Genomic DNA, 15,705 nt, shown 5'->3' on the forward strand with positions numbered 1-15,705 from the left:
ATTCGTTTATATTTCGATTTATAGTATGAAATAATATATATTGTTTATGCTTGCGTTGCAGTAATAGCAACCAAATTAGCGATGTCCTCAACAGAGCAACCACGAGATAAGTCGTTAACAGGTTTAGCTAAACCTTGAACAACAGGACCGTGGGCATGAGCACCTGCAAATCTTTGAACAAGTTTATATCCAATGTTTCCAGATTGTAAATCAGGGAAAACTAAAATATTAGCATGACCTGCAACCTTAGAATCAGGAGCTTTTTTAGCACCTATTGCTTCAACAATAGCAGCATCTGCTTGCATTTCACCGTCAAATGCGAAATCAACATTTCTCTCAGCTAAAATGTCAACGGCAAATTGAACTTTGTCAACAAGTGGATGCTTAGCACTGCCTTTTGTAGAGAAAGATAACATAGCAACTTTAGGGTCAATTCCAACAACACTTTTGGCAGTAGCAGCAGTAGCACAAGCAATGTCGGCTAACTGTTCCGCATTAGGTTCAGGGATAACGGCACAGTCAGCAAAAAGAAGAAGACCGTTTTCTCCGAATTTTCCGTCAATAGTTTCCATGATAAACGCTGAAGATACAGTGTTTATACCAGGAGCAGTTTTAATAACCTGAATAGCAGCTCTTAAAACATCTGCAGTAGGAGAGTTAGAACCTGCGACAAGACCGTCGGCATCAGCTAATCTAACCATCATACAACCAAAAAATCTAGGTTCGGTAGTCATAATTTTAGTAGCTTCTTCTCTTGATAGACCTTTGGCTTTTCTAAGCTCAACTAATTCATCAATATATTTTTCAATATCTTTAAATGATTTAGGGTTAATAATAGTAGCACCGTCAATATTTGCACCGCAAGATTTAGCATCGTTTTTAATAGTATCTTCGTCACCGATTAAAACGATGTTTGCAGTTTTTTCTTCAAGAACCATAGCAGCAGCTTTCAATACTCTTTCGTCTTCCGATTCCGGTAGAACTATAGTTTTTAATTCTTTTTTAGCATTCTCTTTAATATTCTCAATTAAACCCATTCATGCTTCCTTTCAATAAGTAAATTCAATAAATTCAAACATTAAAGAATAGCATAAAAATAGCATTTTAAATTAAAAATTGCTTACTATTAACATAAAAATTTCAAAAGTGTAGAAATTTAATACACTATTTTGACATAATTTTTTTAGTGTTACTTTCTCCTACATCAAAATTAGCAGCATTCTTGCTCACATTTGTTTAATACTTCAATTGCTTCCTCATCTTCTGCTTTCTCAAAAAGTTCATCTAAATAAAAAGCATTTGAGCAAACCAGATATAAAACTTCCTCTTTTGAATCGGCTTTAGAATCTCTTTCATAATATGCTTTTGGAATCATTGGTACTATCTTTTTCCAATAAATATTCATATTTTTAGGATTTTCCAATACTTTTAACATATGATCTATTACAATGCAAGCATTTTCAAAACAATCTATATTTTTGAAGCTTTTATAGCTTTCATCTACATTAATCTCTATTTTTGACATAATTTCTCCTCATTTGCTAAAAATTATACAAGAGCTAAGGTATATTTGTATGTTATAATATGAAGATAAACTGACATTTTACGAAAGGATTTTATGGCAAAGGTTTCTTCTGTAACTTTTCATTATGTATTAAAAGCTTTACAAATGCATTGTGATATTACTATTGATGAAATGTTGCAAGAAGTGGATTTGAATAAAGAGAGTATTTTTAATACGGATTCAAAAATAGATAGTTCTTATTTGTCTGCTATTTTTAAATATTGTATGAAAAAAAGCAACGATTACTCTTTGAGCCTTAAAATAGGAAGTTCAATAACCTATCACTCTTTGGGTATTTTAGGATATTTGATGTTAAATACGAACTCTTTAAAAGAGATGATAGAAAAATTTAACCATTATCAAAAGTTAATAAGCGGATTTATAAAGTTTCATTTGGATATTTATAAACAGCACTATAAATTAACGATTTATATTAACGAAAATCCGATGATTCCTGTTCCTAGTTTTCATGCTGAAGTGCATTTATGTGCTATATTATCCATTCTTTCACAGATTATCGATGAAAAAATAGTTCCTGATAAAACATATTTTTCCCAAAAAAAAATCTCAAATATAAAAGAATATGAAAAAATTTTCGGTTCAAATATTTTTTTTGAAAAAAGTGAAAATGCAATTTTCTTTAATGAACAAAATCTAAAAAAAGTTGTAAATAACTCAAATCCCGCAATGTTGGAATATTTTCAGATACAAGCAAATAAAATTTTAGAAGATTTAAAAGAGAGCTCATGTTATAGCAAAGTGAAAAAAGAGATATTAAAAAATATAGGAGAATGCGATATCACGATAGATTTTATTGCTAAAAAACTGAATATGAGTGTTAGAACACTACAATATAATTTAAAAGAAGAGAATAAAAAATTTAGAGATGCTTTATTAGTCGTTAAAATGAATTTGGCAAATCATTATATTAAAAATTCTAATATGGATATTAGCAGTATTGCTTTATATTTAGGATACAGCGAACCAAGCTCTTTTTTTAGAGCTTATAAAAAATATTTTAAAAAAACACCCAAAGAAAATTTAGGTAAAAAAGGGATTTAATCCTTTTTTACTAAATTATATGTATCTCTTGCTATTACGTACTCTTCATTTGTAGGAATAACATAGATTTTAATTGGAGCATCATCTTTGTTTATTTCTCTGTTTCCGCTCTCTCTTTTTTTATTTTTTCTTTTATCTATTTCTATACCTAAAAATTCTAAACCTGCACAAGCTTTTTCTCTGATTACATCGGCATTTTCACCGATTCCGGCAGTAAAACAAATTGCATCTACTCCACCTAAAAGTCCTATATATGAGCATAAATATTTTTTGATTCTATTTGACATCATCTCTATACAAACTTTTGATCTGTGGTCTCCGTCTTCTGCTGCTTTAAGAACTTCTCTTAAATCCGATGAAATTCCCGAAACTCCTAAAATCCCTGATTTCTTATTTAGATAATCAATGATTTCATCCGGGCTCATACCTTTTCTATCCATTAAATAAGGAATAACTCCTGCATCAATATCTCCGCTTCTTGTTCCCATAACAAGACCTTCAAGAGGAGTTAATCCCATAGTAGTATCTATTGATTTTCCATCTTTAACAGCACACATTGATGAACCGTTTCCTAAGTGACAAACAATAACTTTTGTATCTCTTTTATTTAACATTTTAATTGCTTCATTTGAAACATAATAGTGACTTGTCCCATGGAAACCGTACTTTCTTAAGTGGTGCTCTAAATAATCTTCATGAGGAACTGCATATAAATAATTCTCTTCTGGCATTGTTTGATGAAAAGCCGTATCAAATACTGCAACATTGGGTTTATCAGGTAAAAGTTGTTTACAGATTCGTATTCCCAAAAGATGAGCAGGGTTGTGTAACGGAGCTAAAGGAATAAGCTCTTCGATTTTTCTAATTACATCAGGGGTTATTAAAACAGATTTTTTAAAATACTCTCCACCGTGAACAATTCTGTGACCGATTGCTTTTATTTCATCAATTGTCTCAATTACTTTCGTATCGTCGTGTGTAAGTATATTTAAGACAAACTCGATTGCCTCTTTATGAGTAGGCATAGGTTGGTCGATTTCCAATTTTCTGTGTTCGGCGATTTCATGTTTCATTACTCCGTCAATACCGATTCTTTCACATAAACCGGAAGCTTTTACCTCTGCTGTTTCTACATTTATAAGTTGGTATTTTAAAGATGAACTCCCTGCATTTAAAACAAGAATTAACATATATTTCCTCCATTTTCTTAAATTTTCTAAAATGAGTATAGAAGTAACAAATTTTCGCTATTTTATTTTAACTTTTGGCTGATTTTTAAGTTTTATAAACATCATAGCAGTCATGATTGCATCATTATACGCATCATGTTTTCCCATGTTGGGAATTTCTAATTCACTTAATATTGTATCAAATCTTAAATCAATATTGCTTTGCGGAATTTTTTCAATTTTCCAATCATGATAAATAGCTGAGACTTCATAGGCTCTATTAGGCAGTTTTATTCCAAGTTTCGGCTTTAAATATTTATTTATCATAGCAATATCAAACTCTAGAAAATACCCTACAAGCTTTCTGTTTCCGATAAATTTTAAAAACTCATCTATTACTTTTTCTATCTCTTCAGCCTCTTTTAAATCGCACTCTCTTATATGGTGGATTTTTATTGCCTCTTCTTGAAGTTTTGTTTTCGGTTTTATATATTTAACAAATCTTCTGCTTGAAATAATTCTATTATTTTTTATAATTACTGCGCCAATTGAAATTATATCATCTTTTTGTACATTTAATCCAGTGGTCTCACAGTCAAAACATACATACTCATCTTTAATACAAGAGTCAAAAAGATAAAGGTATTTATTATCTTTTAGCTTCCTTTTATTAAAATAGTTTTTTATTTTGTTAAACATAATTCAACTTATAGTGATGTTCTAGTTTTTTCTTTAATTTGTTTACTATTTTAAAACTCTCTTTTAAAAGATCTTTTTCCATGGTATTTAGTTTTTCAGGATCAATATAGTTATCCACTTTTTGAGCAGAATCCAGTTTTTGCAAATTTGATTTTAGTTTAAGGGTTAAAAGAAAGTTAAATGCCTCTTTTATCTCAGAAGCAAATTCTGCTTCAAGTTCTCCTTTGTTTTCTAACTCTTGGACTCTTTTTAAAGTGTTTACTCTCATAAGTTTATGCTCTAAAGACAAGGCTCTGATACTTTGTACTATTATGAAAATTCCGCCTCTTTTTATATCTATCTCATTTTTATGCTCTTTATCTTTTGAATCAAAAACAAAACCGTCAAAAAAGCCTAGTGGAACGTTAAAATCCATAATTGTTTTTGCAAAATACATATAAAAGGTTTTTGAGGTTGAACCTATTTTAAAAAGATACTCTTTTAACGCAATTAAAAGTTCTCTGTTCCCTGAAGCTGCCATTGCATCATAAAAAATTGCAAGATTCATATAATCATCTTTGCTTGGATTTGTAATCCAGTTGTAAATCAGATCTTTAAACTCACTTTTTGTTCTACACCAATAGGGATTTGAAACCATAATATTCCCTTCACATCTTGGAAATCCGAAATCAACTAAAGTTTCCGTAAATTTTTGCGTAAAATCAAAAAGTTCTTTTTTTGAAATTTTACATTCGTCTGAGAGAATAAGTGCATTGTCTTGGTCTGTTTTTAATATCTGTTCTCCTCTTCCTTCACTTCCCATAACAATAAGACAAGAGTTGCCAAGCAGTGTTTTTGGTGCAAGCATATTAAAGAGTTTATCCATTACTTTTCTGTTTAAACGATTGATTAATTTTGAAATGAAATCTACTTTTACCCCTTTTGCATGAAGGGATTTAATAATTTTAGTAAAAGAGAGACATACTTTTTTTAACTCTTCGAGATTTTGTGCATTGTCAATCTCATTTGAAACGGAAAAAGAGTGTGTAGCAAAAAAAGAGGAGAGTGATATTTGGTCAATAATTCCTATTATTTCATTTTCATTGTTTTTTACGACCAATCTTTTTAATCCATATTTGGTCATAAGAAGCTGGGCATTAAATAAAAATTCATTTTCATTTATATATTTAATACCTTTTGATGAAATTTTACCTACTATATCATCAAAATCCATTCTATTTAAAATAACTTTTTCTCTAAAATCAGAATCTGTTACGATATAAATTTCATCATCTTTATTTTTTAAGAGTAAAGTCGGAATTTTCTCTTTTTTTATTGTTTTTACGGCTTCAAAAATTGTAGTTTCATAAGGAACGATAACTGCTTTATGAAGATTTACGTCTTTTACTTTTGCTACCATTAAATTAGCTAACTCTTTATTTTTTTGATCAACCATATTTGTGTTTAGTTTTTGAGATATTGATTGAAAGAAAAAACTCTCTAAAGAGGAGTTTTTATGCAAAGTTTTAATAAATATATCTTTGGGAAGAAGATAACATATGGTCTCTTGGGCAGTTATAAAAGAGTTTTTTGAACGGTTTTCAATTAAAGAAAAAGGATCGAAAATCTCTTTATTTGAATAAATAGAGATTACCTCTTCCTCTTTTTTTTCCTGAACAACGCCTTTTATTATAAAATAGAGATTTTCAGGCTCTTTATTTGCTTCTTGTATTATTATATTTTTTTTAAAATAGACTATATCCAGATTATTAACAAAGTCATCTAACTGTGATTTCGTAAGATTCTCAAAAGGGTGTATCTCTTTTATAAATGCAAGCTGTTCATGTATACTCATATTTTACTTCTTATGATTTATTAAAAAATAGTTTATAAATTGTAGCTACTCTTTAATAAATCGTAAATTATCAAAGGAGAAAACTCCTTTGATAAGAATTAGTGATCAACCGCTCCTGCTGCACCGAATCCTGTCTCTGCTCTGACTTTTTGAGCTTCAAAAGCTTTTGCTTCGTCTTTAGCTCTTTGTGATTTATCAGTAATACTAAAGAACCAAATACCCACAAAGGCAATTATTACAGAGAATAGGGCAGGGTGTTTATAAGGGAATAAAGGCTCTGCATTTCCTAAAATCTGTACCCAAACAATAGGTCCTACAATTACAAGAACAACGGCAGTTAATAATCCTAAAAGACCACCTAAAAATGCTCCTCTTGTAGTTAGTTTTGACCAATAAATCGATAAAAACAGAATAGGGAAGTTTGCACTTGCCGCAATAGCAAAAGCAAGACCAACCATAAATGCAATATTTTGTTGTTCAAAGGCAATACCCAAAATAACACCTACAATTCCAATTATAATAACCGAAATTTTAGAAACTCTAATCTCTTGTTCCTCACTTGCATTCGGATTGATAACAGATGCGTAAAGGTCGTGAGAAATAGCACTTGCTCCTGCTAATGTAAGACCTGATACAACAGCTAAAATAGTAGCAAAAGCAACAGCTGAAATAAATCCTAAAAATACATTTCCACCTACCACATGAGATAAGTGAATAGCAGCCATATTGTTTCCTCCGAAAAGTTTTCCGTCGACAAAATATTGTTGTCCTTCAGGTGAATTTAAAAATACGATTGCACCAAGTCCGATTACCGCAATTACAAGATAAAAGTAACCTATAAATCCTGTTGCATAAACAACAGATTTTCTAGCCTCTTTTGCGTTTCCTACGGTAAAAAATCTCATAAGAACGTGAGGAAGTCCCGCTGTTCCAAGCATTAATGCCATACCTAAAGATATTGCGGAAATAGGATCTGAAATAAATCCTCCCGGTTCCATAATTGCCTGACCTTTTGCATGAGAGTCAACAGCTTTTGTTGCAAGAGCTTCAAAACTGAATCCAAAGTGTTGAAGAACCATAAATCCCATAAAAGAAACACCTGATAAAAGAAGAATAGCTTTTATAATTTGAACCCAGGTAGTTGCAAGCATACCGCCGAATGTTACATATATAATCATCATAACACCCACAAGTATTACGGCATATTCATACTCCAATCCAAACAATACTTGAATAAGTTTTCCCGAACCTACCATTTGGGCAATTAAGTATAAAGTTACAACTGCCAATGAACCGAATGCAGCCAAAGTTCTAATCTCTTTTTGTCCAAGTCTATATGCGGCAATATCGGTAAAAGTAAATTTCCCTAGATTTCTTAATTTCTCAGCCATTAAAAATAGAATTACGGGCCAACCAACTAAAAAACCGACAGCATAAATAAGACCGTCGTAACCGCTTAAATATACAAGTCCCGAAATACCTAAAAATGATGCTGCAGACATATAATCTCCGGCAATAGCCATTCCGTTTTGAAATCCTGAAATTCCTCCTCCTGCTGTATAAAAATCACTTGCAGATTTTGTTCTTTTTGCCGCCCAGTAAGTAATTACCAAAGTACCGCCTACAAAAATAAAGAACATTATAATTGCCGGGATATTAAGCTCTCTTTTTGTTGCTTCAAAGCTTGCATCCCCTGCTGCAAAAAGTGCTATTGAAAAAATTGAAATTAGTGCCAAAATTCTAAACATTATAATTCATCCTTTACATCTTTTCTTACTTTTTCTATCAAGTCTTCAAACTCGCCGTTTGCTCTTCTTACGTATATAAGTGTAGTAAAGAAACTTATAATAATAATAGCTGCTGCTATAGGGAATGCAATCGTCATTACTCCGTCTCCGGTTTTTGCACCTAAAACTGTAGGATCAAATGCAATAGTTAAAATATATGCATAAAACATTACCAGTACAAAAATTCCCAATTTTATGGCAAAACCAGTTCTTTTCTTTATCAATGTTTGATAATTAGGATTAGCTTTGATTTTTTCTACTAATTCATCATTCATAGATTTATCCTTTCACTCTTTATTTAAGTTTACTCCTTTGCTTTAAGCAAATATATCGGACTAAAACAGAAAAATTATACATTTATTTATAATTTTTCTCTATATCAGAAAAGAATATTAAGTAAGAATTAAGAGAGCAAAACAGAGTTAGTAACAATTGGTTACAATATGAAAAATAAATGCTATTTTAATGCTACGAAAGCCTATTTCATGGACTTTCTAGCCAGTATAAAAAGTTGAATTTGCAGGAGCTTTATCTTTTAATTTTAAGAAAATCATTGAGGTCATAATAGCATCATTTAAGGCATCATGTTTTCCAAGTTCGGGAATCTCTAATTCTTTCATAATCGTGTCGAATTTAAGATCAACAAATTCATATTCACTGCTTCTTTTTTTTGTTTTAAAATATATAGATGAGACTTCGATTTGATGATTTGGAAGTGATACTCCAATATACTCTTTTGTATATTTGGAAATAATAGCAATATCAAATTTTATATAATATCCTACTATTGGTCTGTTTCCTATAAACTTTAAAAGTTCAAAAATGGCATCTTTGGGTTCCACAGCATTTTGCAAGTCAACGGGTCTTATTTGATGAATCTTTATTGATTCACTATTTATATTTCGTGAAGGTTTTACAAATATATTTAGTGTTTGTCTCATAAGTATTTTGTTTTTTTTAATAATTACTGCGCCTATAGAGAGTATTTCATCTTTTTTAGGGTTTAAACCTGTTGTCTCGCAATCTAAACAGACATATTCATCTTTTGCAGGTTCTTCAAAAAGATATTCAAAGTTATTGTCTTTTAGATTTCTTTTTTTTAGGTTATTTATTAATTTTTTAAACATTATAAAATCTTATCTATTCTAAAGGTATATATAATAAACTTTTTAAAATTGCTTACAATTTTAAAACTGTCTTTTAACAAATCTCTCTCTATTTTTCCCAAAGTATGAGTATCTATTTCATTATTTAGTTTTTTACCGTCTTGAAGTTTTTGTAAATGGGCTTTTAATCTTAGCGTATTTAAAACATCAAAAGCTTCTAAAAGTTCGTTTGCCATTTGAGGTTCTATTGCTTTTTTTTGTTCTAAGATTTTTATTCTTTTAACAGTTGTCGTTTCCCTTATTCTTTCTCTTAAAGCTAAACTTCTGATTCCTTGTACAATAGGAAAAATTCCTCCTTTTTTAATATCCAAATAGTATGTTTTAGTCATAAAATTTGCAACAGTGCTTGGAGTATCGAAAGTTAAAGTTGCTTTTGCAAAATAAGCCATAAAAACATCTTTGTCATGAAGTTTGTTAAATAGATCTTCTTTTAAATTAATAAGCAGTTCTTTATCTCCAGCTACGGAAAAAGAGTCAAAGAAAATTGCCAGATCCATATAGTTTTGCATGGCAGGAGCTTCAATCCATTTTGCGGTTTCATTTTTATAATCTTGAACGGTTTTACACCAAAAAGGATTAGAAACCATAATATTTCCAGGACATGGAGGATATCCGAAATCAATCAAAGTTTCCGTTAGTTTTTCCATATAGGGTCTGTATTGTTCTACATCAATTCCGTCTTTTACCACCAATGCATTATCTTGGTCTGTTTTTATTATCTGTTCATTTCTTCCTTCGCTTCCCATTACTATAAAACAAGCATCTTTTTGAAGCTCTTTTGGAAGAATCAATCTATAAACTTTTCTGTAAATTTTAATATTTAACTGTCCTATAAGACTTGAAATATGATTTACTTTTACCCCTTTTGCATTCAGTGTTTTAATAGTGCTTATTAATTCATTGCTGGCATCTTTTAAATCTTCTAAATTATTTGCATTTTTTATTTTTGTATCGACTACATAAGTATGATTTGCAAAGTGAGACAAAATATCAATTTGTTCTAAAATTCCAAGAAGTTCACCTTTTGTATTAATTACTCCGATTCTTTTAATACTCTTTTTTATTAATAGAGTCAAAGCATCAAAAAGATAATCCTCTTTATTAATGGATAAAAGAGGAAAAATTGCAATGGATTCTACAGGAATAGATAAATCTCTACCTTCCAAAAGAACCTTAACTTTTAGTAAAGAGTCGGTTATAATTCCGTATTCATTATCCTTTTTTACTATTATTGTAGAGGTGCTGTATTTCATTGATTTGTCAATCGCATCAATCAGCTTGGTTCCCGTTTCAACAATACAGGGTTTACGAAGTATCGTATCACTTACTTTTGCAATCATAAAAGATGATAGATCAGATTTATACTCTTTATCTTTTAATGTTTGTAATTTATTAACAAGATTATTTAAAAAGAAGTTTTTAAAACCTTCATTTTGCTCTATTAGTTCAAGGAAAATATCTTTTTCTATCTCATAACAGATTAAATCTTCATATACTTTAAAACTATTTTTTGATTTTCCATAAATAAGTGAGTTTGAATCAAAAGAGTCTTGCTGATGGTAATCCATCAAAATCTCTTCCTCTTTGTATTCATGTACAATACCTTTTATGATAACAAAAAAGTGATTTGGAATTTTTTCCGGAGTGATTAAAATCTCATTTTTAGGATAATAAGCTATATCCATATGTCTAATACATAAATCCATCTGCTCATTACTTAGCAGTTCAAAAGGATGGATTTTTGAAAGAAAAGATTTTTGATCTCTTAGACTCATCTCTTTTCCCCTTTCATTGATAAAAGCCAACCAAAATCGGTTGACTTTTATTTTTAGTGAGCTGAAGCCGCTCCTGCATCATTTGGAAGTCTGATAGCTTCAACAAGTTCTTGCACATCGTGCGGTGGTTCCGGAGTCATTCTTGATACAACAAATGCCACAATCAAGTGTAATATTGTACCGATTGTTCCAATACCTGTAGGCGCAATTCCTAAGAAATAATCTTTTGGATCTCCTCCTAAGAATACAAAGTATACTATGTATCCGAATGTGAAGATAAGTCCAGTTAAGATACCTGCAATAGCACCTTCTTTATTCATTCTTTTGTCAAATACCCCAAGAATAATTGTCGGGAAGAATGCCGCAGCTGCCAAACCAAAGGCAAAAGCAACAACCTGCGCAACAAATCCCGGAGGATTAACACCCAAATATCCGGCAACACATATGGCAACAACAGCCGATATTCTTGCCCACATTAATTCTGTTTTCTCATTAAGAGAAGATTTCCCCGTCTCTTTGTCTTTAAAGATAACCTGCCCCATCAAATCGTGTGAAATGGCAGATGCAATTACAAGTAACAACCCAGCAGCAGTTGATAATGCAGCAGCAAGTCCTCCCGCAGCAATAAATGCAATTACCCAGTTAGGAAGATTTGCAATCTCCGGATTTGCTAAAACCATAATATCTCTATCAACATATAACTCATTTTCAATTTTACCTGAATTTTCAGGAGCTTTACCGTTTGTAGTAGCTCTTTCACCGCTTGGTCCGGTATTTGTACCGTCAAATACAGGTTTTCCTTTAGCTCCTTCAAATGCAGCTCCAGGTCCGTATTGGATTTTACCGTCTCCGTTTCTATCCGTCCACGCTAATAATCCACCTTCTTCCCACGTTTTAAACCATGCTCCGTTATTAGGAGTTCCGTCTGCATGTCTAGTTTCACCCGATACAAAAGCTTTGTACTCAACATCTTGTACGTTTTTAATCAGGTTTAATCTACCGATTGCAGCAACAGATGATGCTGTTGTATACATAATCGCAATAAATACTAAAGCCCAACCTGCAGAAACTCTTGCATCTTTTACTGTAGGAACAGTAAAGAATCTAACGATTACGTGAGGTAATCCTGCAGTTCCCAGCATTAAAGCTGTTGTAAGCATAAACATATTCCATAAATTTCCAGGTTCTGTATAAGCTTTGAAACCTAAATCGGTTATGGCGCTATCCAGTGCATGTAATAAATAGGTACCTTCCGGAATTACTTTTATCCCATCGTTAAATTCAAATGTTGTTTGTCCAAACAGTGCTAATTGCGGCAAGAATGTATCTGTTACTTGAAGCGATAAGAATATAGCAGGAATCAAATATGCCATAATCATTACGCAATATTGTGCAACTTGAGTATATGTAATACCTTTCATTCCACCTAATACCGAGTAGAAGAAAACTATTGCCATACCGATAAGAACACCCGTATTTACATCAACTTGCAAAAATCTTGAGAAAACAATTCCTACCCCTCTCATTTGACCTGCAACATATGTAAAAGATACAAATATTACGGCAATTACGGCAACTGTTCTTGCTGCATCTGAATAATATCTATCACCTACAAAATCAGGAACGGTAAATTTTCCGAATTTTCTTAAATAAGGTGCCAATAGCATTGCTAAAAGAACATATCCACCTGTCCATCCCATTAAGTATGCACTTGCATCTGAACCTTTAAATGCAATAATACCTGCCATTGAGATGAAAGAGGCTGCCGACATCCAGTCTGCCGCTGTAGCCATACCGTTTGCAACCGGGTGAACTCCCCCTCCTGCAACATAAAAATCCTTAGTAGATCCAGCTTTTGCCCAAAGTGCAATACCAATATAAATGGCAAATGAAACACCTACAAATAGGTAAATTAAAGATTGTAATTCCATACTTATCTCCTACTCATGTACGCCATATTTTTCATCTATTGCAGTCATTTTTGCAACATAAACGAAAATCAGTATAACGAATACGTAAATTGCACCTTGTTGTGCAAACCAAAATCCTAACTTAACACCTGAAATTTCTATAGTATTAAGTTCATTGATGAATAAAATACCACAACCAAAAGAGACGATAAACCAAATAATTAATAATTTAATTATTGTTGAGATATTCTCTTTCCAATAAGCTTGTGCTTTCTCTGGACTCATGTTATACTCCTTTTTTAAGTTTACTAAAAATATAAATCTGTTTTAGTAATTCAACAATAAAAGTATAAAGGGTCAATATAGCAAAAAGGTAGCAATGAAGAAATGTTTTTGCGTAACGTAGTATTAGTGTAGCAAACAGGCTCTCTATCAGCCTATTTACGGGCTAGATTAAATTGAATAAAATCTATCGATTTTATATCCCAAACCTCGAATATTTTTTATAAAATCCTCTTTTAGTGCTTTTTTTAGTCTTGAAATTTCTGCTCTTATGGTTGGATTGTCAATATCTTCTCCTCCCCAGATATCAATTCTAAAGCGTTCAAAATCAACAATCATATTTATATTAAGAGCTAAAATATGGATAATATCAAGCTGTTTTTTTGTTAAAGGCTGAGGTTCTCCGTTGAAGTATAAGGTTTTTTTTTCTTTTGAATATGAATAGTTTTCGGAAAATCTAACATGTGAAGTGCTTTTTTGATCTTTTTTAAGAATTTGATTTATTTTTATTCCAAGCTCTTCTAAATGAAAAGGTTTTTTTAGATACTCTCTGCAACCCAAATCATACGCTTTTGTTATATCTTCTATATCATTTAAAGCGGTAATAAAAATAGTGGGTATATACAGTCTTCTTTCATTTAGTTCCTGTAATATTTCAAAGCCGTCTTTTTTAGGAACATTTATATCTAAAATCAATAAATCAAAACTGTTATCGACACTGTTTGTAACTTCTTCACCGTCAGTGAAACTTTCAACCATATGTCCAATACCTTTTAGATATTCACATATTGCATTATTTAACATTAATTCATCTTCAAGAAGTAGTATTTTCATTTATTTTAAACCTATATGTAAATTTTGTTTCATTATCAGTTGATTCGAGTTTGATTATAACCAAATTCTTATCACATATCTCTTTTACTATTCTAAGTCCTAGTCCAAAGCCTCCTCTAGCGTTATTCTCTCTATAAAAATCATTGAAAATCTTATTTGTTTCTTCTATTTTTTCGGAGTTTGTTTTTACGCTAAACTCTACATAATCATCATTAAAATATGTAAGTCTTATATATATGGGTGATTTTGCATATGAATATTTTATTGCATTGGAAATATTATTGTCTACGATTCTTTGAAGTTCCAATCTGTTGAATTTTATATAAATATCTTCATCGATATTTGTAATAAAGAAAAGATCATTTGCATTTGCAACTCCGTCAAAAAACTCAAGTCTTTGTTTTAAAAACTCTGAAAAATCTATATACTCTTTTGGATAATCTACTCGGTCTTTTTTTATCAAATAAGATAAATCATCATATATATATTGAATAATTTTTGCTCCGCTTTCAATATTCGATACATATTTATTATCTTTTTCATGCATCTTAAAAAGATCTATATTTGTTCTAATAATAGATAAAGGAGTGTTTATTTCGTGAACGGAATTTTTTAAAAACTTTTTTTGTGAATCAACTAAATCTTTTAACTCTTTTGTTTGAAGATTTACAGTCTCTTCAAGGTGCTTGTTTAACTCTTGGAGCATATTATTTTTATCTTTTATATTGTGCATAGCATCATAAGCATAATTTGCAATAACTTTAAACTCTCCGAATATAAGTCTGTCTTGTTTTATTCTGTTATCGTCTTGTTGTGTCTCTTTTAAAAACTTGCCGATCTCTTTTACATCGTTTACTATTAAAATAGTTGCATTTTTATAGATAAATATTGAGTAAAGAACAAGCATAATCGTTAAAGACATTATTTGAAGAATATAGTTTGATATTTTCTCATCATATTCATCTTTTTTCTCTTTTACTATTTTATCTATTTCATCAAGGTATATTCCGCTTCCTATAGTCCAGTCAAAAGGTTTGTATGCCAAAGCATAAGATATTTTTAAAGCATCTTTTCTAATCTCAGGCTTATACCAAATATATTGTACAAAACCTCCTTCTTTTGTTTTTGAAATATTGATTAACTCTTGAATTACTTTTTTACCTGAAGGGTCTTTAAATTCATAAAGATTTTTCCCTATATCTTTTTTAAGAACAGGATAATATATTGAAGTACCGTCAAAGCCATAGATAAAAAGGTAGTGATTTAAATCTCCGTCTCTTCTCATAGTCTCAAAAGATTTTAAAATCTCTTCTTTGATCTGTTTTTCGCTCTTTGTATCTTTATACCTTTGATGATAATATTTTATAAACTTTACGCTGTTTTTTATATCTGCTTGGATTAAATCTTTTCTTTTATCCGAATAGTTCTTTTTTATAATATCAATCTTTTCTTGGAATTCGTCAAAAGCATTTTCAATAATAATAAAAGTAAAAGAGGAGGTTAGTATAACAATAAAGAATATACTGTATAAAATAAGATGGTATAAAGATTTAGCTTTAATCATATAATAAAATATCCTAAACAATAAAGTTTTAAAGAATAACTTAAAAATCTTGAAACATA

General features: G+C 30.7%; 14 protein-coding genes. 1 reads left to right on the plus strand and 13 read right to left on the minus strand.

Annotated features, from left to right (window positions below; translation table 11 throughout):
* Nucleotides 1-44: 44 nt before the first annotated feature.
* Nucleotides 45-1,037: a phosphate acetyltransferase gene (gene pta, locus AANAER_RS03445; RefSeq protein ID WP_140544040.1), complete on the minus strand. Its 993-nt coding sequence runs from the start codon at nt 1,035-1,037 to the stop codon at nt 45-47.
* 173 nt (nt 1,038-1,210) lie between these two features.
* On the minus strand, nt 1,211-1,525 hold the full coding sequence (cowN, locus tag AANAER_RS03450; RefSeq protein WP_044415983.1) for a N(2)-fixation sustaining protein CowN: 315 nt from the start codon (nt 1,523-1,525) through the stop codon (nt 1,211-1,213).
* A gap of 93 nt (nt 1,526-1,618) precedes the next feature.
* On the opposite strand from cowN, the gene AANAER_RS03455 reads away from it, so the two are divergent.
* Nucleotides 1,619-2,626 (plus strand): AraC family transcriptional regulator, encoded by a 1,008-nt coding sequence (locus tag AANAER_RS03455; protein WP_044415981.1) that lies wholly within the window; start codon nt 1,619-1,621, stop codon nt 2,624-2,626.
* On the opposite strand, the gene AANAER_RS03460 is transcribed toward AANAER_RS03455, so the two are convergent.
* From AANAER_RS03460 to AANAER_RS03510, 11 genes are all read right to left on the minus strand, one after another.
* Nucleotides 2,623-3,816, minus strand: coding sequence for an acetate/propionate family kinase (locus tag AANAER_RS03460; RefSeq protein WP_044415979.1), 1,194 nt, complete (start codon nt 3,814-3,816; stop codon nt 2,623-2,625). The two genes, AANAER_RS03455 and AANAER_RS03460, sit on opposite strands and share 4 nt — an antisense overlap.
* A 57-nt stretch (nt 3,817-3,873) precedes the next feature.
* A complete protein-coding gene (locus AANAER_RS03465) occupies nt 3,874-4,494 on the minus strand; it encodes a 3'-5' exonuclease (protein WP_129082918.1) in 621 nt (206 codons plus the stop codon).
* Nucleotides 4,487-6,328, minus strand: a complete 1,842-nt coding sequence (locus tag AANAER_RS03470; RefSeq protein ID WP_129082919.1) for a putative nucleotidyltransferase substrate binding domain-containing protein — start codon at nt 6,326-6,328, stop codon at nt 4,487-4,489. Before AANAER_RS03470 ends, AANAER_RS03465 begins: the two co-directional genes overlap by 8 nt.
* Nucleotides 6,329-6,426: 98 nt before the next feature.
* A complete protein-coding gene (locus AANAER_RS03475) occupies nt 6,427-8,076 on the minus strand; it encodes a cation acetate symporter (RefSeq protein WP_129082920.1) in 1,650 nt (549 codons plus the stop codon).
* Complete coding sequence (locus tag AANAER_RS03480) at nt 8,076-8,390, minus strand: DUF485 domain-containing protein (RefSeq protein ID WP_044415972.1); 315 nt, start codon at nt 8,388-8,390, stop codon at nt 8,076-8,078. Before AANAER_RS03480 ends, AANAER_RS03475 begins: the two co-directional genes overlap by 1 nt.
* A gap of 219 nt (nt 8,391-8,609) precedes the next feature.
* Nucleotides 8,610-9,242, minus strand: a complete 633-nt coding sequence (locus tag AANAER_RS03485) for a 3'-5' exonuclease (protein WP_129082921.1) — start codon at nt 9,240-9,242, stop codon at nt 8,610-8,612.
* Nucleotides 9,242-11,056, minus strand: a complete 1,815-nt coding sequence (locus tag AANAER_RS03490) for a DUF294 nucleotidyltransferase-like domain-containing protein (RefSeq protein ID WP_129082922.1) — start codon at nt 11,054-11,056, stop codon at nt 9,242-9,244. Before AANAER_RS03490 ends, AANAER_RS03485 begins: the two co-directional genes overlap by 1 nt.
* A gap of 53 nt (nt 11,057-11,109) precedes the next feature.
* Complete coding sequence (locus tag AANAER_RS03495; protein WP_129082923.1) at nt 11,110-12,987, minus strand: sodium:solute symporter family protein; 1,878 nt, start codon at nt 12,985-12,987, stop codon at nt 11,110-11,112.
* A gap of 9 nt (nt 12,988-12,996) precedes the next feature.
* Nucleotides 12,997-13,251, minus strand: coding sequence for a DUF4212 domain-containing protein (locus tag AANAER_RS03500; RefSeq protein ID WP_044415964.1), 255 nt, complete (start codon nt 13,249-13,251; stop codon nt 12,997-12,999).
* A 168-nt stretch (nt 13,252-13,419) separates the two neighbouring features.
* Nucleotides 13,420-14,082, minus strand: coding sequence for a response regulator transcription factor (locus tag AANAER_RS03505; protein ID WP_044415962.1), 663 nt, complete (start codon nt 14,080-14,082; stop codon nt 13,420-13,422).
* Complete coding sequence (locus tag AANAER_RS03510; RefSeq protein ID WP_129082924.1) at nt 14,063-15,646, minus strand: sensor histidine kinase; 1,584 nt, start codon at nt 15,644-15,646, stop codon at nt 14,063-14,065. Before AANAER_RS03510 ends, AANAER_RS03505 begins: the two co-directional genes overlap by 20 nt.
* Nucleotides 15,647-15,705 lie beyond the last annotated feature (59 nt).

The organism is Halarcobacter anaerophilus (genome assembly GCF_006459125.1).
GTDB classification, from domain to species: Bacteria; Campylobacterota; Campylobacteria; order Campylobacterales; family Arcobacteraceae; genus Halarcobacter; species Halarcobacter anaerophilus.